Below are 18,090 nucleotides of genomic sequence, written 5' to 3'. Positions count from 1 at the left end.
GGTCGTCAGCCGACGCTGGGGGCGGGGTGGCTGATCCGGGCGCCGATCTCCAGCGCGATGTCCCGGGCCGCCCCGATCGCCTCGTCCAGCTCGGCCGGGGGCGGCTGCTCGCCCCACACGTTCGGGGCGTGCTCGCAGTCCGCGTTGTCCTGCTTGACCAGGAACAGCGACGAGTGGACGGTGAACAGCGCCATCGCGGCCCGCAGCCGGTCGTGGAAGTCCGCGCCCGGCCCGTGCACCAGCTGCATCATGGTGATCATGCGGTCCTTGAAGGCCAGCCCGGCCGGGGACTCGCGCAGCGCGGGCTGGTTCTCGTGGAAGAAGCGCAGCAGCGGGGCCCGCTCGGCCATCCCGTCGGCGAAGCGGCGGATCAGCTCGTCGCGCATCTCCGGGCTCCAGCTCTGCTTGCGGCCCCACTCGATGGTGTCGTCGATCGGCGCGGCCATCCGCTCGACGATGCCCAGGACGATGTCGTCCTTGGTCTTGAAGTGGTAGTAGAGCGCGGCCTTGGTGACGCCCAGGCGGTCGGCGATCTCGCGCAGTGAGGTCTGCTCGTAGCCCTGCTCGGAGAAGAGCTCCAGGGACACCTCGATGATGCGAGCCCGGGTGTCGCTACGGGGGCTGTGCGGAGTGCCCATGGCCTGCCTCATGACTGCGTCGGTGACTACTGCGGACCCCGGGGCGGTGTCCGCCCCGGGCTCATTCTCCCTGCCCAGAAGGCCGGTCGGGAAACTGGCTTGACGACCGGCTAGTGAACAACCTACCGTGCCGACGGTCGATAAACTAGCCGGGCGACAAGTAAGTGAGCCGCCCCACGGCACCACGCTCCGCCCGCACCACCCTCCGGGAGACCCCACCTCATGTCACAGTCCAAGACCGCCGGCCCGGTGCCGGAGGGCAAGACGGCCGAGGAGGAGCAGCCGCGGTCACCGCGCGAGATCCGCCTCGTGATGGTCGGCCTGGTCGTCACCATGCTGCTGGCCATGCTCGACAACCTGATCGTCGGCACCGCGATGCCGACCATCGTCCACGACCTCGGCGGCGCCGAGCACCTGTCCTGGGTGGTCACCGCGTACACCCTGGCCACCGCCGCCTCCACCCCGATCTGGGGCAAGCTCGGCGACATGTACGGCCGCAAGGGCACCTTCCTCACCTCGATCGTGATCTTCCTGGTGGGCTCGGCGCTGTCCGGCCTGTCGCAGACCATGAACGAGCTGATCGGCTTCCGGGCCGTGCAGGGCCTGGGTGCCGGCGGTCTGATGGTCGGCGTCATGTCGATCATGGGCGCGCTCGTCCCGCCGCGCGACCGCGGCAAGTACCAGGGCATGTTCGCCGCGGTGATGGCCCTCGCCACCATCGGCGGCCCGCTGGCCGGCGGCTTCATCACCGACCACCTGAGCTGGCACTGGACCTTCTACATCAACCTGCCGCTCGGCGTGATCGCGCTGGCCGTGGTCGTCGTCACCCTGAAGCTGCCGAAGGTCCGCAGCAACGCCAAGATCGACTACCTGGGCGCGATCCTGCTCACCACCGGCATCACCTCGCTGGTGCTGATCACCACCTGGGGCGGCCAGCAGTACGCCTGGGGCTCCAAGGAGATCCTCGGCCTGGCCGCGCTCGCCATCGCCTCGCTGATCGGCTTCTGTTACGTGGAGCGGCGGGCCCAGGAGCCGATGCTGCCGCTGGGCCTGTTCCGGAACCTGAACTTCACCCTGGTCTCGATCATCGGCTTCATCGTCGGCTTCGTGATGTTCGGTTCGACCGTCTTCCTGCCGCTCTACCAGCAGACGGTCCAGGGGGCCTCGGCGACCAACTCCGGGCTGCTGCTGATGCCGATGATGTTCGGCATGCTGATCATCTCGCTGGTGGTCGGCCAGGCCGTCACCAAGACCGGCAAGTACCGGATCTTCCCGATCATCGGCACCCTCGTGATGACCGGCGGCCTGATCCTGCTCTCCACCATGGGCACCGAGACCAGCAGGTTCACCTCGGCCTGCTGGATGATCGTGCTGGGCGCCGGCATGGGCTTCCTGATGCAGGTCACCATGCTGGTCGCGCAGAACAGCGTCGAGCTCAAGGACATGGGCGTGGCCAGCTCCACCGCCACCCTGTTCCGCACCATCGGCGGTTCCTTCGGTGTCGCGCTGTTCGGCGCGCTGTTCAACAACCGGGTGACCGACACCATGAAGGAGCGGCTCGGCGAGCAGGCCGTCACCGGTGGCGGCGCGCAGGATCCGAGCCAGATGACCATGGACGACCTGCGCAAGCTGCCCGAGGCCGTTCAGGACGCCTACCACCACGCGGTGTCCAACGGCATGCACACCGTCTTCCTGTGGGGCGCCGGCGTGGCCGTGATCGCGATCGCCGCGGCGGTGTTCCTGCGTGAGGTGCCGCTGCGCGGGACCGGCAAGGACGAGAAGCAGGCCGAGGCCTCGCTGGAGACGGCGGCCGTCTGACGGCTCCGCCCCGTACGGCGCCCCCGGGAGGTTCGCCCTCCCGGGGGCGCCGTCGTTCCGCGGGCGTCGTGGTTCCGCGGGCGCCGTCGTTCCGGGGGCGGGCGGCTGCGCGCGGGCCGTGGGGGCCACGGGGCCTGGCGGGGGCCGGGTGGGTTCGGCGCGGGAGGTGCCCGCTACTGGGGCAGCCGGTAGACGCCCTGCTCGACCGGCTCGACCAGGCCGTCCGCCACCAGGCCGTCCAGTGCCCGGGCCCGCTGCACGGCGTCCGGCCAGACCGCGTCCAGCCGGGCCTGCGGCACCGTCCCGTGCGCCTCGCGCAGCACCGCGAGCAGCTTGCCGCGCACCTGGCGGTCCGTGCCCTCGTAGGACTGGCCGCGCCGGGCCGGGCCCTCGTACGGCGGGCGGCCGGCCCGCTGCCAGGCGCAGGTGGTGAACAGCGGGCAGTCCCCGCACTCCGGGCCGCGCGCGGTGCAGACCAGCGCGCCCAGCTCCATCACGCCGACCGCCCAGGTGGCGGCCGTCTCGGCGTCGTCCGGCAGCAGCGCGGTGGCGGTGCGGCGCTCGGCGGCGGTGGTGGCCTGGGCCGGGTACTCGACGCCGGTCACCGCGCGGGCGAACACCCGGCGGACGTTGGTGTCCAGCACCACGTGCCGCTGGCGGAAGGCGAAGGAGGCGACGGCGGCGGCGGTGTACTCCCCCACCCCGGGCAGCGAGAGCAGGGTGGCGTGGTCGTCCGGGACCTCGCCGCCGTGCTCCTCGGTGATCGCCACCGCGGCCGCGTGCAAGCGCAGCGCCCGGCGCGGGTAGCCCAGTCGGCCCCACATCCGGACGGCCTCGCCGGGCGCCTCGGCGGCGAGGTCGGCCGGGGTCGGCCAGCGGGTGAGCCAGGCCTCCCAGGCGGGCAGCACGCGCTTGACCGGGGTCTGCTGGAGCATGAACTCGCTCACCATGACCGCCCAGGGCGTCGCGTCGGGGGCGCGCCAGGGCAGGTCCCGCTTGCTCGCCTCGTACCAGTCCAGGACGGTCGAGTGGAACAGCGGCAGGGGCATCGGCGGCCGGACGGCGCCGGCGGCGGGGGCGGTGATGGCAGTCATGGCCCTTCGATCCTCCCACGCCCGCCGACCGGGCCGAAGCGGACCGGGGTGGTCCGGATCGCCCCCGGGACCCGCCGGAAATCGTCCGGTCGGGGCTCGCTCGAACGGATCAAATGGCGGATCATGTGAAGGAAGGGGCGACTGTGCGGTGTTGGTGAGTCAATCGCCACACACAGTCTCGTAGAGTTTGGTCGTGCCTTCTCTGCGTCAACCAGTCGGACCACTGCCGGCCTCGATCTACTGGCGGCGGCGCGTCGTCGTGCTCGTCGCCGTCGCGGCGGTCGTCGCGCTGATCGCGTGGCTGATGATCGATCAGGGCGGAGGGGGTGACGGCGGCTCACAGGGCAAGGCCGCACAGGCCGTTCCGTCCGAGTCCCAGAACCAGACACCGGCCCAGGCCATCACGCCCGGCACCTCCCCGAGCGGCCCCGCGGCGCGCCCGGGCGGCGGCAACGGGGGCGGGCCGGTGGCGGGCGGCGGCGGAACCGAGGTCAATCTCAGCGGTGGCACCGGCGCCGGCGCGGCCAACCCGGCCCCCGGTGGCGGCGCGGCGCCGGCCACGGGCGGCGGCACCGGTGGCGGCGCCGGCGGTACGGCCGGGGCCGCTCCGGCGGTCAACACCCCCGAGATCATGGCGCTGCCGGTCTGCGCCTCCTCCCAGGTGGCGCTGGAGCTGGCCGGCACCCAGAACTCGTACCAGCCGAAGGACAAGCCCCGGCTGGCCCTGACGGTCAAGAACTCCTCCGGCAGCAACTGCCGGGTGGACCTCGGCCGCACCGCCTCCGTGATCACGGTGAGCGGCAGCAGCAACGACCGGGTCTGGTCCTCCGGCGACTGCCCGGCCGACAAGGGCAACATCTGGGTGCAGCTCGGCGCGAACGGCAGCCAGACCGAGACCTTCACCTGGGACCGCAGCCGCAGCAAGCCGCAGTGCGCGACCGCCGACCAGACGCCGCCGCCGGCCGGCACCTATGTGGTGCTCGCGGAGCTCACCGGGGTCGCCGGGGACAAGGTCTCGGCCCGGGCCTCGATCCGACTGGACGGCTGAGCACCGGTCAACTCCCCTCAGAGCCCCCGTCCGCCGCGCGACCGGGGGCTCCGTCGTGCTCCGTCGTGCCGCGGGGTTGCCGGCAAGGTGGGGTGGGGATGTGCGACGGCCCCCGGGGAGGTGCTCCCCGGGGGCCGTCGCCGTGTTCGTCCGGCGTCAGTAAGGCCGCCCGTGCGGTCAGACGTAGCGTTCCAGGATGGACGATTCGGCAAGGCGGGACAGGCCCTCACGGACCGAACGGGCGCGGGTCTCGCCGACGCCCTCGACGGTCTGCAGGTCGTCGATGCTCGCGGCGAGCAGCTTCTGGAGGCCGCCGAAGTGTTCGACCAGGCGCTCTATGACCGTGTTGGGCAGGCGCGGGATCTTCGCCAGCAGGCGGTAGCCGCGCGGCGAGACCGCGGCGTCCAGCGACTCCGGCGAGCCCGAGTAGCCGAGCGCCTTGGCGACGGTCTGGAGGTCCAGCAGCTCGGCGTGGGTGAGCGCTTCCAGGTCGGCCAGCACCTCGGTGACCGTCCGGCCCTTCTTGGCGGCCCGCTCCGGGAAGTAGTCCCGGGCGACCAGCTCGCGCTCCGGCTCCACGCCCGCGATCAGCTCGTCCAGCTGGAGCGAGAGCAGCCGGCCGTCGATGCCGAGCTCCAGCACGTAGCCGGCGATCTCGGTGGCGATCAGCCGGACCATCTCCAGGCGCTGGGCCACGGCGGTGACGTCGCGGACCGTCACCAGGTCCTCGATCTCCAGGGCGGAGAGCGTGCCGGCCACCTCGTCCAGGCGGAGCTTGTAGCGCTCCAGGGTGGCCAGCGCCTGGTTGGCGCGGGACAGGACGGTGGTGGAGTCCTCCAGCACCCGGCGGGTGCCGTTGACGTACATCGCGATCAGCCGCATCGAGTGCGAGACCGCGACCACCGGGTAGCCGGTCTGCCGGTTGACCCGCTCGGCGGTGCGGTGGCGGGTGCCGGTCTCGTCGGTGGGGATGGTCGAGTCCGGCATCAGGTGCACGCCGGCCCGGACGATCTTGGTGATGTCCTTGTCGAGCACCACCGCGCCGTCGAGCTTGCACAGCTCGCGCAACCGGGTGGCGCTGAACTCGACGTCCAGGACGAAGCCGCCGGTGCACAGGGACTCGACGGTCTTGTCGAAGCCCAGCACGATCAGACCGCCGGTGTTGGCCCGCAGGACCCGCTCCAGGCCGTCACGAAGCGCGGTACCGGGCGCGATGGCGGTGAGGGAGGCCCGCAGCAGGGCCTCCTCGCGGGAGGCCTTGTCCGCCCCCCGGTCGCTGGCTGCCACGTGACTCCTCCGGTCGACCCGTGCCGCGCGCCTCACGCCGTGCGCCGGTCCGCGGTCTGTTGCTCTGTCGCTCAGTACCGCTCGGTACTGCCTTCTGGCCAATGAGACTGGGGAAAGTCTAACTGTGTGTGGCCTCGGCAGGGCTTGGGTCAGCGCAGTTCGTCGGAGTCGAGCGGCTCCCAGCCGTCCATCAGCTCCTCGGGGTACGCCGCCGGACGCTCCGCGCCCCGGGCGGAGCGCGGGGCCGGCGGCGCCGACGGTGCCTCACCGCGCTGTTCGGTGCGCGGCTTGGCGGCGGAGCGGCGGCGGCCCGGGATGGCCCGCAGCGCCTCGCCGATGTCGGCCACCTCGACCACCTTCATGCCCGGCGGGACCTTGCCCGGGTCCGGCGGGACCAGCGCGTGGGTGAAGCCCAGCCGGTGCGCCTCGGCGAGCCGCCGCTGCACCCCCGTCACCCGCCGCACCTCGCCCGCCAGGCCGACCTCGCCGATCGCCACCAGGTTGCTGGGCAGCGGGGTGTCGGTGGAGGAACTGGCCACCGCGAGCGCCACCGCGAGGTCGGCGGAGGGCTCCGTCAGCTTCACCCCGCCGACCGTCGCGGTGTAGATGTCCTGCTTGCCGAGCTTCACCCCGCCGTGCCGCTCGACCACGGCCAGGATCATCGCGATCCGGGGGGACTCCAGGCCCGAGGTGGTGCGGCGCGGGGAGGGGATCTGCGAATCCACCATCAGCGCCTGCACCTCGGCCACCAGCGGGCGCTTGCCCTCCAGGGTGACGGTGAGGCAGGTGCCCGGGACGGGCTTGTCACGCCTGGTCAGGAAGAGGCCGGACGGGTCGGCCAGGCCGACGATGCCCTCGTCGTGCAGCTCGAAGCAGCCCACCTCGTCGGTGGCGCCGTAACGGTTCTTGACCCCGCGGATGAGGCGCAGCCGGGCGTGCCGGTCCCCCTCGAAGCTCAGCACCACGTCCACCAGGTGCTCCAGCAGGCGCGGGCCGGCGATCTGGCCGTCCTTGGTGACGTGGCCGACCAGCAGGGTGGCCATGCCGCGCTCCTTGGACGCCCGGATCAGCGCGCCCGCCACCTCGCGGACCTGGGCCGGGCCGCCGGGGGCGCCGTCCAGCTCGGCGGAGGCGATGGTCTGCACCGAGTCCAGGATCAGCAGGCCGGGGTTGACCGCCTCGATGTGCCCGAGCACCGCGCCGAGATCCTGCTCGGCGGCGAGGTAGAGGTGCTCGGAGAGGGCGTTGATCCGGTCCGCGCGCAGCCGGACCTGGCCGGCCGACTCCTCGCCGGTGACGTAGAGCGTGCGGTGCTGGGCGGTGGCCGCCTTGGCGGCGACGTCCAGCAGCAGGGTGGACTTGCCGACGCCGGGCTCGCCGGCCAGCAGCACCACCGCGCCGGGCACCAGGCCGCCGCCGAGCACCCGGTCCAGCTCCGGCACGCCCGTCGAGCGGGCCGTCGCGACCTGGCCGTCCACCTGGGCGATCGGGCGGGCGGGCGCACTGACCGGGCCGGCGGCCGTGGTGCGGATCGGCACCGCGCCGTACTCCTCGACCGTGCCCCAGGCGTTGCACTCCGGGCAGCGGCCGACCCACTTGGGCAGCTGGTTGCCGCACTCGGTGCAGCGGTACGCCGGGCGGGGCTTGGCGGTGGTCTTGGAACGCGGAGGCATGCGGCCCACCGTAGCGCCTGGGTCCGACAGTGCCCGGGCGGACGGCGGCGGGGCCGTCGGCCCGGCTGTTCGGCGGGCTGTCGGCGGGCTCGCGGTGCGGGGAACGTGCGTCCGGCCGCGCGTCCGGCCGTGTGTCCGACCGTGGCATCCACACAGATGGGCGATGTTGTTACCCGAAAGAAGTACATACGCCTCGAATGGTCGGGGTCAGCCGGCCGCGTTCTCTACGGTCGGACGGGTGACGACGAGAACTGTTGGGCAGGCCGGGGCGGCGCGGGCCGCATCCGCGCTCGCGGCGTACGACCGGCAGGTGGACGGCCTGTTCACCTACTGCCTCTCGGTGCTCTGCGAGCACGACGCGGCCGCCGACGCCCTGGGCGAGGTCCGCGAGCTGGCGCGGCTGCACGGCGCCCGGCTGGCCGAGCCCGGGCTGCTGCGCGCCTGGCTGTTCTCGCTGGCCCGGTACTGCTGCCTGCGCCGGCTGGCGGGCGGAGGGGCCGGGGCGACCGGGGCGGGCACCGGGCGGGCGGCCGGGGTCGAGGGGGGCCGGGCCGGGGCGGGTGAGGCCGAGGCGGCCCGGCGGCGGCGCGAGCTGGCCTCACTCGCCTGGCCCGAGGCCGCCGGCACCGACCCCGAGCAGCGCGAGGCGCTGGAGCTGTCCGTCCGACACCGGCTGACCCCGCTGGAGGTGGCGGCGGTGCTGGGCCTGCCGTTCGAGCGGACCCGCGCGCTGCTCGCCGGGGCCGAGGCCGAGGTGGCCAGGACCAGGGCGGCGCTGCTGGTGCTCGGCGTGGGCAGCTGCCCGGAGCTGGACCGGCTCGGCGGGGCCGGAGCGGAGTCCTGGCGGGACTGGGTGCTCGGCCCCGCGCTGCGGCGGGAACTGGTGCAGCACGTGGTGGACTGCCCGACCTGCCGGGGGACGGCGGAGCGGGTGGCGGCGAGCCGGGCGGCGGAGGGCTCGGCTGGTGCGGCTGGTTCGGTGCGTGCCGTCGGTTCGGCGGGGCTGGCGGGGCTGACGCTGCTGCGGGCGCCCGCGGTGGCGGGCCGGGAGGTGGCGCTCCGGGAGGTGGCAGGCCGGGTGGCGGAGCCGGGTCCGCGGTTCGACCAGGGCGGCTTCCCCCGGCACCGGGCGCCGGACGCGGGGCGCGGACTGGAGGTGCGTCGGCGGGTGGTGACCACCGGGGTGCTCGCGGCCGTACTGGCGGCACCGGTGATCGCGCTCTGGGCCGGGCACCGGGGCGGTGGCGGGTCGGGGTCGGGAGTCTCGGTGTCGGCGGTGCGGGTGGACGAGGCCGGCCGGGCGGGCGGCCGGCGGCCGCAGCCCACGGTGGACGGCCCGGCGGGGCCGGGTGCGTCCGGCACGCCCGGGACGGAGCTGGCGGGGACCGGGGGCGGGCTGGTCTGGGGCGGTGTCGGCGCGGGCAGTTCCGGCGCGGGCGGTGCAGAAACGTTGCTTCCCGGATTTCAGCGACTCAGTTTCCAGGGCGCGGTGATCCCGGTCCCGGCCCACGGCGCGGCCCCGCTCGGCAGCCCGACCCTGGCCGCCGCACCGGTCCCCTCGGTCGACCGGGCCTCCACGACGGACGCCGGCGGACCGGCCCCGGCCGGGCTGCTCACCGTCGAGGCCGGCGAGTACGGCAGCCGGACTGTCCTCACCCTCACCAACTCCGGTACCACGGAGATCCATTGGCACGCGGTGACGGACGCCGGCTGGCTCCGGCTCAGCCGCGACTCCGGCACCCTGGCGCCCGGCCAGCGGATCACCGTGATCGTCACCGTGGACGAGGACCAGGCGCCGGCCACCCACTGGACCGCCCGGATCGCGCTGCCGCCCTCGCAGGCCGTGGTCACCCTGGAGGGCGGGCCGCACAGCCGCGGCGGCGCCACCTCCGCCCCGGCCGACCCCTCGCCGTCCTCCACACCGGCGCCGACCGGTTCCGCCACCGCCACCCCCTCCGCGACGGCGTCGCCCGCCCCCGCACAGACCCCCACGACACCACCCGCCTCGGACGCCTCACCGCATCCGACGGCCACCGCAACCGCCTCCCCGTCGGCCCCGAACTAGGCGGAGCTGTCGCCCGGTCGACTGCGCGAGACGTCGACCCGGCCGACTCCCCCAAAGCCCCGGACCAAGGACGCACGAGAAGTCGGCCCAACCGACTTCTCACGTACGCAACAGAGCCGGCCACCGCTCGAGTTCGTCGACCGGCCGCCGGCTCCCTGGCCGGGGCGCGCGAGAAGTCGGCCCAGCCGACTTCTCGCGCAGGCGGCCGGGCGTCAGACGCGGTGGATCGGGGGGATCTGGTAGGTGCCGTCCAGGACCGGGGGCTCGGGCTGGTAGATGCGGAGGATGGGGCGGAACTCGGCGGGTGGGGTGGGGAGCCAGTTGGCGGCGGCGGTCGGGTCCTCGGGCTGGTCGTGCTGGAGGGTCAGGGTGAGGGAGCCGTCCTCGCCGTGGACCAGGCCGGGGGTGCGGTCGCCGATCGAGTAGCGGTCGATCGGGTTCTCGACCAGGTGGTAGTCCGGGACGGAGTACATCGTGATGGACCAGAACGCCCCGGTCGGGGGCGGCTGGTCGAAGTGCAGGGTGTAGTTGTGGAGGCCGGTGAGGGGCCGGCCGTCGGAGTCGTCGTAGGTCATCGCGTACGAGGCCTCGTACGCGTGGTTGCCCCACAGCCCGGCCCGGGCGGCGGCGGCCCGGCTGAGGTAGGCGGCGCGGCGGTCGGGGATGCGCCACTCGGGGTCGTCCAGGGTGCCGGGGCCCAGGTGGTCGGTGTTGTAGTCGAAGAGGTGGAGCGCGCTGCGCCACTCGCCGGGCGGGTGGTCCTCGGGCGGGCGGCTGGCGTCCTCGACCCGTTCGCGGCCGGCGGCCAGGCCCTTGGCCAGTGCCAGCGTCCACTCGGGGGCGGCGGCCCGGTACGGCGAGGCGCCGTCGTCCAGCAGGCCGAGCGGGGCGAAGCGGCGCTGGTACTCGATGTCGGCGGTGGCGGGTGGGAAGGCCTGCATCCAGACCCGCAGCCGTTCGAAGAAGGCCAGCCGCTCGGGGACTGCCTCGTCCGGCTCGGGCAGTCCGGCGGCCAGGCCGCCGGGTTCCAGCGGCTCCAGTTCCAGGGCGGCCTGGAGGGCCCGGACCCGGGGCAGGTCGTCCGGGCCGGCGCAGGCGAAGCGGCCGACGAGGGTGCCGACGGTGGTCGGCAGCTCGATCACCCGGCTCGGGTCCGGCGGGGTGCCGTGCCAGTCGGGCGGGACGATCAGCCAGGTCTGCGCGTCGGTGCCGGTGGCCCGGCGGCCGAGGTAGGCGACGTTGTCCGTCCAGGCGTCGATGATCTGCAGCACGTAGTAGGCACCCTCGGTGTCCGGGACGCGCAGCACCTGGGGGCCTTCGGAGAGGTCGAGCTGGGCGATCGAGTAGATCGTGTCGTTGTTGACCGAGACGAAGCGGTCGGCCGGACCGGCCAGCCGGGTGGCGTGGCTGATGTGGTTGAACGGCGCCGCCGGCAGGGTGCCCAGGCCACCCCGGGCGAAGCGCTCGACCATGGTGAGGCCGGCGACCAGCGGGTAGCCGTAGACGTACGCGTCTGCGGCAAGGGCCTCCAGCTCGGGCTGGTTCATCGCGGGTCCTTCGTCCGGGGCGGGCACCGGGCCGGGGTGCGGTCGCCGACCGCGGCACGGGCGGCACAGGCGGCATGGGCGCACAACCGGCACAAGCCGTACAGATCGGATGCTAAGGCGGCCCCGGAGGCGCGGCACGTCGGACCGGACGCTGTCCCGCGCCGCCGACCCGACATCTGCCGACCGCTAATCCGGGCGTACGGGCCGGGCGGACGAGGCAGGGTCTTCGCCATGAAGATCCTCCTGCTTGGGGGCTCGTCCTTCCTCGGACGGGCCTACGCTGCCGAGGCCCTCGCCCGGGGCCACCGGGTCACCACCTTCAACCGCGGCCGCAGCGCCGCCGACCTGCCCGGAGTCGAGGCCGTCCGGGGCGACCGCGACAGTGCCGAGGACCTCGCCCGGCTGGTCGACGGCCGCAGCTGGGACGCCGTCGTCGACACCTCCGCCCAACAGCCCGCCCAGGCCGCGCTCAGCGCCCGGCTGCTGCGCGAGCGGGCGGGCCACTACACCTTCGTCTCCTCCGTGCACGCCTTCGCCGACTGGCCCGCCCGGGTGGTCGACGAGGACTCCGCACCGCACCCCTGCCCCGCCGACACCCCGCCCGGCCAACCGCCCGGCAACGCCCTGAAGGCCGGCTGCGAGCGCGCCGTGCTGGCCGGGTTCGGCACCGAGCGCGTGCTGGTGCTGAACAGCGGGCTGCTCGTCGGTCCGTACGAGTGCGGGGGCCGGCTGCCCTGGTGGCTGGAGCGAATGGCCCGCGGCGGGCGGGTGCTCGCGCCGGGGGATCCGCGGCGGACCATGCAGGTGATCGACGTCCGGGACTTCGCCGCCTTCGGGCTGGACCTGCTGACGGCCGGGACGGCGGGGCGGTTCGTCACCACGGCACCGCCCGGTCGGCTCCGCTTCGGCGAGTGGCTGGAGACCTGCCGGGAGCTGGCGGGCGCCGCGGACACCGAGCTGGTCTGGGTACCGGACGGGCCGCTGCTCGCCGAGGGGCCGGACCAGGTCAGCGCATGGACCGAACTCCCCCTGTGGGCACCGGATCTGCCCGAGCTGGCGGGCGTCTGGCTGGCCGACACGAGCCGGGCGGAGGCGGCCGGGCTGCGCTGCCGACCGTTCGCCGAGACGGCGCGGGACACCTGGGAGTGGCTGCGGGCGCGCGGGCCGGCCGAGGACACCGACGCCGAGGGGCGCAAGGGGCAACCGGGGGCGGCGGTGCGGCATGGCATCGAACCCGCCAAGGAGCAGCGGCTGTTGGCGGCCTTCGGCTGACGGCGGGCCGCCTCGGAGCGCAGACGCCCCGGGGCGCGGCAGGAGTGGGAGGTCGGCCCAGCTGACTTCCCACTCCCGATGATGCTTCCGAGCAGCGTGGGTAGCGGGCGCCCGCTCCGTGCGTGCGGCGGGCGCCTCCTCAGCGCGTCCGGCGGGCGCCTCCTCAGTGCGTGCGGCGGGTGACCAGTTCGGCGAGCGTCAGCAGCTCGTCCGCCGCGGCCGGCTCCGGCACCGCGGCGGCCAGCTGCGCCATCGCCGCGGCCATCCGCTCACAGGACTCGCCCTGCGCCCAGCCGCGCCCGCCGGCCGCCTCGACCGCCGCCGCGCACAGCGCCAACTCCTCGGCGTCCAGCGGGCGTTCGATCGCGTACAGTTCGGCCAGCCGCTTGCCCTCGGCGGTGCCGGAACCCAGCGCCGCGACCACCGGCAGCGACTTCTTCCGGGCGACCAGGTCCGCGCCGACCGGCTTGCCGGTGACCGCGGGATCCCCCCAGATGCCGATCAGGTCGTCGATCAGCTGGAAGGCCAGGCCGATCTCCCGGCCGAAGCCGTCCAGCGCCTGGGCCGCCTCCTCGGAGGCGCCGCCGTACAGGGCGCCCATCCCGCAGGCCGCGCCGAGCAGCGCGCCGGTCTTGGCCTCCGCCATCGCCAGGCACTCGGGCAGCGAGACGTCGTTGCGCCGCTCGAAGGCGCAGTCGATCTGCTGGCCCTCACAGAGCTCGACCACGCAGTCCGCGAGCCGGCGGATCGAGCCGTGGGCGGCCGGGTGGCCGTCCTCGGCGAGCAGGCGCAGCGCGAGGGAGTGCATGGCATCCCCGGCCAGGATGGCCTCGGTGGTGCCGAACACCCGCCAGGCGGTGGGCCGGTGGCGCCGGGTGTCGTCGCGGTCGATGACGTCGTCGTGGAGCAGGGTGAAGTTGTGCACCAGCTCCACCGCGGCGGCCGCGGCGACGGCCTCGTTGGGCTTGCCGCCCAGGGCCTGGGTGGCGGCGAGGACCATGGCCGGCCGGATCGCCTTGCCGGCGGAGGCCTCGGCGGGGGTGCCGTCCGCCTCCCACCAACCGAAGTGGTAGCCGGCCACCTTGCGCATGGTGCCGGGCAGCGAGTCGACGGCGGCCCGCAGGACCGGATCGACCAGGGCGCGGGTCCGGGCGAGGATGTCCGCCGCCTCGTGCCCCTCTTTGTGATCCCGCTCCAGCGTGGGACTCGTCATGGGTGTTTCCCCCTGTCGGGCGCCTGTCGTGGGACGGCCCGCCGACGGCGGGCCGGGGTTGCGCTGCGGTGCCGGGCGCGGTCACGCACCGCCCATGGCCGCCCTCGGGCGGGGCGGGCCTGGCCGGTGCGCACCGGTGCGCACCCGGGCGGGCGCCGTCCGGCCTGGGCCGATGGGTGGCCCCGCCGGACGGGCGGCCCTGCGGCCGGCCCCGCGAGCCGTCAGTACTGCGCGATGTCCACGTTCTCCAGGACGCCGACCGCGTCCGGCACCAGAATCGCGGCGGAGTAGTAGGCGCTCACCAGGTAGGAAATAATGGCCTTGTCGTCGATTCCCATGAACCGCACCGAAAGGCTCGGCTGGTATTCGTCCGGAATTCCGGTCTGGTGCAGGCCGATGACGCCCTGGTTGTCCTCGCCGATCCGCATCGCGATGATCGAGCTGGTGCCCCCGACGATCGGGATCTTGTTGCACGGGAAGACCGGGACCCCGCGCCAGGACATGACCTGCCGGCCCTCGACCTCGACCGTCCCGGGGTAGAGGCCGCGCTTGTTGAGCTGCCGGCCGAAGGCGGCGATCGCCTTGGGGTGGGCCAGGAACATCCTGGTGCTGCGGCGGCGGCTGAGCAGCTCGTCCATGTCGTCCGGGGTGGGCGGGCCGGAGTGGGTCTGGAACCGCTGGTCGTACGCGGCGTTGCTGAGCAGGCCGAACTCGGGGTTGTTGACGAGCTCGTGCTCCTGGCGCTCGCGCAGGGCCTCGATGGTCAGCCGGAGCTGGTGCTCGGTCTGGTTCATCGGATGGTTGTAGAGGTCGGCGACCCGGGTGTGCACCTTGAGGATGGTCTGCGCGACGCTCAGCTCGTACTCGCGCGGCTTCAGCTCGTAGTCCACGAAGGCGCCGGGCAGCTCGTACTCGCCCTGGTGGCCGGCGGAGAGGTCGATCGCGGCCTCGCCGTGCTTGTTCTGCGCCTGCTGGAAGCCGTTCAGGTACTCGATGATCTGCAGCTGGAGCGCCTCGGAGCGGTCGTGCAGTTCCTGGAAGGCGGGCCAGGACAGCGTCAGCACGGTGCCGGAGGTCGCGGCGCGGACGGTGTACGGCCACTCGCCGCCGTCCTGCCGGACCGCCTCGTCGCCGAGGTGGTCGCCGTCGGCGAGGGTGCCGACCACCGTCTCCTCGCCGTACTTGCCGGTGCCCAGCCGGTCGAGCTTGCCGTGCGCGATCAGGAACACCTCGGCGATCGGCGCCCCGGCCCGGACCAGGACGTCACCCGCGTCGAAGTCCCGCTGCACGAAGCGCGCGGCCAGCTCCTCCAGCACGGCCTCGTCCTGGAAGCCGCGCAGCGCCGGCACCTCGACCAGCGTGGGCGGGACGACCCGCACCTCGGCGCCGGTCTTGACGAAGCTCACCCGACCGCGGCCGACCGAGTGGCGCAGGCGGCGGTTCACCCGGTAGGTGCCGCCGGACACCTGCACCCAGGGCAGCTTCCTGAGCAGCCAGCGCGGACTGATGCCCTGCATCTGCGGCGCGGACTTGGTGGTCGTCGCGAGGTTCCGCGCGCCCGCCGTGCTCAGACTCTGCTGCTGCCGGATCTCCGACCGCGCACCTGGCGCGGGCGCGGGAATACCGGCATTGGTTTCGGTCGACATGAGGGGAGCCCTTCGCATACCCGATGAAGTGTCGCCTTGCACATGCGTGTTGCAGCTTCATGGTGGGCCCATTCGAGGGCAGCTCGCAATCACTCGTTCGAGTGGTTCGGAATGGCCGAACAAATAGTACGAATAGATCACCCGATCGAAATTGTTCGACTATTTATTCGAACATATCGGCGCGCCAGGACCCATCCTCGCGCATCCGCGCCCTCGCCGACGCCACCCCTTGACACGATGCGCGGGTTGACGCGATCCGCGCGTCGACACGGTCCGCGAGCGGCCGCGCGCTGTTCCTGCTGCGGGCCGGAGCTGCTGCGTGCCGTCCCTGCAGCGGGCCGGAGCCGCTGCGGACCGTCCCTACAGCGGGCCGTCCCAGTCGAGGGTCGGCTCCAACACCCCCTCCAGGGTGAGCAGCCAGCGCTTCACCTCGATCCCGACCCGGCCGCCGCCGAAGCCGCCGATCCCGTCCGCCGCCACCACCCGGTGGCAGGGCACCAGCAGCGGGACCGGGTTGGCGGCCATCATCTGCCCGACCGTGCGGGCAGCCAGTCCGGGCTCCGTGACGCCCTCGAACACCCCACTGCGGGCCGCCAGTTCGCCGTAGGTGATGGTCCGGCCGTACGGCACCTCGCGCCAGAGCGTCTGCAGCACCGCGCGGTGCGGGCCCGAGCTGAGGCTCCAGTCGATCGGCAGGCCCAGCTCGCGGGTGCGGCCCGCCAGGTAGGCGCCGATCCGCCCGGTGACGGCCGCGATCTTCGACTCGTCGGTGCAGGGCGGCACTTCACCCGCGCTCGGCCCGCCGTAACCGGCCGACACCACGCCGAGCGGGGTCACCGCGACGCGCATCGGCCCGCTGGGCAGCGGGGTGGGCACGGTGAGCCAGGACATCGACCAGGACTGCGGCACGCTCGGGCCCCCACTCCCCCGGACCGGCCGCCGGCCACCCCGGCACCCGGGGGGCGTCCCCGCCCCGCGCGCCATCGTACGGCGGGCGGTCGGCGGCCGAAGCGGCTCCGGTCGGAGCGGCTCCGGTCGAAGCTGTCCCTTACTGTCAGAGCTGCCCCTTCAGTCCGCGGGCGTTCGACGCGCACCAGTGCACCAGCTCGGCACGGTCCGGGGTGCGCCCCTCGCACAGCACGGCGAGCTGTTCGTCGGTGATCCGGTCGGGCCCCGGGATCTCCAGCAGGTACGCCAGGTCGGCCAGCACGGTGGCGAGCCGCTGCGCGTCCACGTGGTCCAGGGTGGCCGCGGACCCGTGATGGCTGATGGTGAGCGAGCCGGGCATGATCGACCTCCTCCGTCACCCCCGACTTCCACCGTACGTCCGGGTCGACCGCCCCGCCCGCCGCGGAGGCGCACGTGCGCGGGAGGGGCAGCCGTTCGCGCTCCGGGGCCGGCCGGGCGCGGTGCGCGGTGGGCCGGGGGTGCGCCCCGAAGCCGTCCGAGGGGTTGGTCAGCTGTCCGGGCCCTCCTCCCAGCGGCGGTTCCGCACCGCCGGTACGGTCAACACTACGACCCCGGCCGCCAGTTGCCGGACCGCCCCGAGCAGCAGCACGGCGCAAGCGCCGAACCGGTCCGCCGGCGGACCGGCCGCCGCCGGCCCGAGCGGGCCGAGGGCGAAGGAACCCGGCGCGCCGAAGGCCGCCATCCGGCGGAGTAGCTCCACCGGCACCCGACTTCTGCGTGGTGGTGTCGTAGAGCGTCCCGCAGACCGCCGAGCCGAGCCCGGCCACCAGCGCGCCCACGGCCACCCAGGGCAGCCCCGCCCCCCGCCGCGAGCGCCCCGGAGGGCAGAGCCCCACGCCAGTGCCGCCACGGACGCCACGGACGCCACCGCGAGCGGGCGGCGGGGGCGGCGGTCGCGGGCGGCGGGCAGCGGCAGACGCGGCGGATGGGCGGTGGACGCAGCGGACGGGTCGGCGGACGCGGCGCCAAAACCCGTGGCCCCGGTTGGACTTCGAAGGCGGCACCCACCGACGGGCGGAGCATCACCGCCCGGACGGGGCGGCCTCCGGGCGGAGGACGCCACGACCGCCGTCACGCCGTTACGCAGCCGATGGGCGGCCGTGACACGACCGGCCGAGGACCGCGACACGGCCCTCCTACCGTCGTCCTCGACGCCCCCGGCCGAACCCGCAGAACCGGGCGAAGCGGCCGGAGGGCGTCCGCGACGAGGACGCCCGCGTCCGGCGCCGACGACGGACGTCCCGCGCCACCAGCCCGCCGGGTCCCGCAGACCGCACCGTGGACCGGCGGCCACACGTACCGACCGAAGCAGATGGAGACACCCCGCATGAGCAAGGGCCGTACCCACCACTCCCCCGCCCGCCGCGTCCTGGCCGCCTGTGCCCTGACCGGCGCTGCGCTGCTCGCCACCGTCACCGGCGGGCAGGCCTGGGCCGACGGCGCGCCGAAGCCGACGGCGACGCCCACCCACGCCGTCCCGGGCGTCGACTCCGCGGCGAGGACCGCCATGCCGGTCCCCCCGAAGGCCCAGCCCTCGCCGGCCGTGGCCGGACCTACGGGCGCCGCCACCGCCACCCCGGCTCCGATCGCCCCGAACGGCGCCCGGCCGCAGGTCCGCGAGGTGCCCAAGGGCGCCGCGCAGGCCGGTGACGGCTCCGGCGCCTCCGGCGGTTCCGGCCTGATGCTCGCCGGTGGCGGCGCCGTCGCGGCCGACCTGGCGGCCCTTGCCCTCGTAGGACTGGCCGCGCCGGGCCGGGCCCTCGTACGGCGGGCGGCCGGCCCGCTGCCAGGCGCAGGTGGTGAACAGCGGGCAGTCCCCG

The 18,090-nt window shown here is 74.2% G+C and carries 14 protein-coding genes; 5 read left to right on the top strand and 9 right to left on the bottom strand.

From position 1 onward, the window contains the following. Positions 1 to 5: 5 nt before the first annotated feature. A complete protein-coding gene (locus tag ACWDBE_RS37460) occupies positions 6 to 638 on the bottom strand; it encodes a TetR/AcrR family transcriptional regulator (RefSeq protein WP_449790991.1) in 633 nt (210 codons plus the stop codon). A 222-nt stretch (positions 639 to 860) separates the two neighbouring features. Between ACWDBE_RS37460 and ACWDBE_RS37455 the strand changes: the two genes are divergently transcribed. After that, positions 861 to 2,456: an MDR family MFS transporter gene (locus ACWDBE_RS37455; RefSeq protein WP_449790990.1), complete on the top strand. Its 1,596-nt coding sequence runs from the start codon at positions 861 to 863 to the stop codon at positions 2,454 to 2,456. Between the two features lie 173 nt (positions 2,457 to 2,629). Here ACWDBE_RS37455 and ACWDBE_RS37450 read toward each other — a convergent pair whose 3' ends face one another. Further along, positions 2,630 to 3,550: an A/G-specific adenine glycosylase gene (locus ACWDBE_RS37450; protein ID WP_449810210.1), complete on the bottom strand. Its 921-nt coding sequence runs from the start codon at positions 3,548 to 3,550 to the stop codon at positions 2,630 to 2,632. Between the two features lie 193 nt (positions 3,551 to 3,743). On the opposite strand from ACWDBE_RS37450, the gene ACWDBE_RS37445 reads away from it, so the two are divergent. Beyond that, complete coding sequence (locus ACWDBE_RS37445) at positions 3,744 to 4,598, top strand: hypothetical protein (protein ID WP_449810209.1); 855 nt, start codon at positions 3,744 to 3,746, stop codon at positions 4,596 to 4,598. A 177-nt stretch (positions 4,599 to 4,775) separates the two neighbouring features. On the opposite strand, the gene disA is transcribed toward ACWDBE_RS37445, so the two are convergent. Both disA and radA read right to left on the bottom strand, forming a co-directional pair. Then, positions 4,776 to 5,834: a DNA integrity scanning diadenylate cyclase DisA gene (gene disA, locus ACWDBE_RS37440; protein WP_270151163.1), complete on the bottom strand. Its 1,059-nt coding sequence runs from the start codon at positions 5,832 to 5,834 to the stop codon at positions 4,776 to 4,778. A 200-nt stretch (positions 5,835 to 6,034) separates the two neighbouring features. Continuing rightward, positions 6,035 to 7,558 carry a DNA repair protein RadA gene (gene radA, locus ACWDBE_RS37435; protein WP_392867822.1) on the bottom strand — a complete coding sequence of 508 codons (1,524 nt, stop codon included), beginning with the start codon at positions 7,556 to 7,558 and terminating at the stop codon, positions 6,035 to 6,037. Positions 7,559 to 7,796: 238 nt separating this feature from the next. Here radA and ACWDBE_RS37430 point away from each other — a divergent pair, with 238 nt between their 5' ends. Beyond that, a complete protein-coding gene (locus ACWDBE_RS37430; protein WP_449810208.1) occupies positions 7,797 to 9,623 on the top strand; it encodes a BACON domain-containing protein in 1,827 nt (608 codons plus the stop codon). A 212-nt stretch (positions 9,624 to 9,835) separates the two neighbouring features. Here ACWDBE_RS37430 and ACWDBE_RS37425 read toward each other — a convergent pair whose 3' ends face one another. Continuing rightward, entirely contained in the window at positions 9,836 to 11,170 is a 1,335-nt protein-coding gene (locus tag ACWDBE_RS37425; RefSeq protein WP_449790986.1) for a DUF1254 domain-containing protein, read from the bottom strand. 231 nt (positions 11,171 to 11,401) lie between these two features. Between ACWDBE_RS37425 and ACWDBE_RS37420 the strand changes: the two genes are divergently transcribed. Then, positions 11,402 to 12,442 (top strand): NAD-dependent epimerase/dehydratase family protein, encoded by a 1,041-nt coding sequence (locus ACWDBE_RS37420; protein WP_449810207.1) that lies wholly within the window; start codon positions 11,402 to 11,404, stop codon positions 12,440 to 12,442. Between the two features lie 163 nt (positions 12,443 to 12,605). On the opposite strand, the gene ACWDBE_RS37415 is transcribed toward ACWDBE_RS37420, so the two are convergent. From ACWDBE_RS37415 to ACWDBE_RS37400, 4 genes are all read right to left on the bottom strand, one after another. Then, entirely contained in the window at positions 12,606 to 13,655 is a 1,050-nt protein-coding gene (locus ACWDBE_RS37415; protein ID WP_449810206.1) for a family 2 encapsulin nanocompartment cargo protein polyprenyl transferase, read from the bottom strand. Positions 13,656 to 13,876: 221 nt separating this feature from the next. Beyond that, positions 13,877 to 15,301 (bottom strand): family 2B encapsulin nanocompartment shell protein, encoded by a 1,425-nt coding sequence (locus tag ACWDBE_RS37410; protein ID WP_449790983.1) that lies wholly within the window; start codon positions 15,299 to 15,301, stop codon positions 13,877 to 13,879. 360 nt (positions 15,302 to 15,661) lie between these two features. Then, positions 15,662 to 16,210, bottom strand: a complete 549-nt coding sequence (locus ACWDBE_RS37405; RefSeq protein ID WP_449810205.1) for a methylated-DNA--[protein]-cysteine S-methyltransferase — start codon at positions 16,208 to 16,210, stop codon at positions 15,662 to 15,664. 145 nt (positions 16,211 to 16,355) lie between these two features. Beyond that, positions 16,356 to 16,589: a hypothetical protein gene (locus tag ACWDBE_RS37400; protein ID WP_449790981.1), complete on the bottom strand. Its 234-nt coding sequence runs from the start codon at positions 16,587 to 16,589 to the stop codon at positions 16,356 to 16,358. Between the two features lie 1,008 nt (positions 16,590 to 17,597). Between ACWDBE_RS37400 and ACWDBE_RS37395 the strand changes: the two genes are divergently transcribed. Continuing rightward, positions 17,598 to 18,090, top strand: a 493-nt coding sequence (locus ACWDBE_RS37395) for a hypothetical protein (RefSeq protein ID WP_449810204.1), incomplete at its 3' end; no start/stop codon positions are given.

It is taken from the genome of Kitasatospora sp. NPDC001132, assembly GCF_053598415.1.
Note: the sequence above shows the minus strand (reverse complement) of the source record. Positions and strands in the feature narration are given on the sequence as shown.